This window comes from Neisseria sp. P0009.S007 (genome assembly GCF_051962515.1).
This window is the reverse complement of sequence record NZ_JBQCVF010001318.1, coordinates 1-233: the sequence shown is the minus strand read 5'-3', so window position 1 is coordinate 233 and position 233 is coordinate 1. Positions and strand designations below refer to the sequence as shown.

Sequence of the window (233 nt, the reverse complement as noted above, 5' to 3'; positions counted from 1 at the left end):
ATGAAAGTCAGAAGTGAAATCCCGGGGCTCAACCTCGGAATTGCTTTTGAAACTTCATATCTAGAATTCGGTAGAGGTTGGGAGAATTCCTAGTGTAGAGGTGAAATTCGCAGATATTAGGAGGAATACCAGTGGCGTAGGCGCCCAACTGGACCGATATTGACGCTCAGGCACGAAAGCGTGGGGAGCAAACAGGATTAGATACCCGTGTAGTCCTGTCTCTTATACACATC

The 233-nt window shown here is 47.2% G+C and carries 1 rRNA gene; it reads left to right on the top strand.

The window, feature by feature from the left end:
* Nucleotides 1-233: ribosomal RNA gene (locus ACTHS3_RS18760) — 16S ribosomal RNA — on the top strand; the annotation flags it as partial.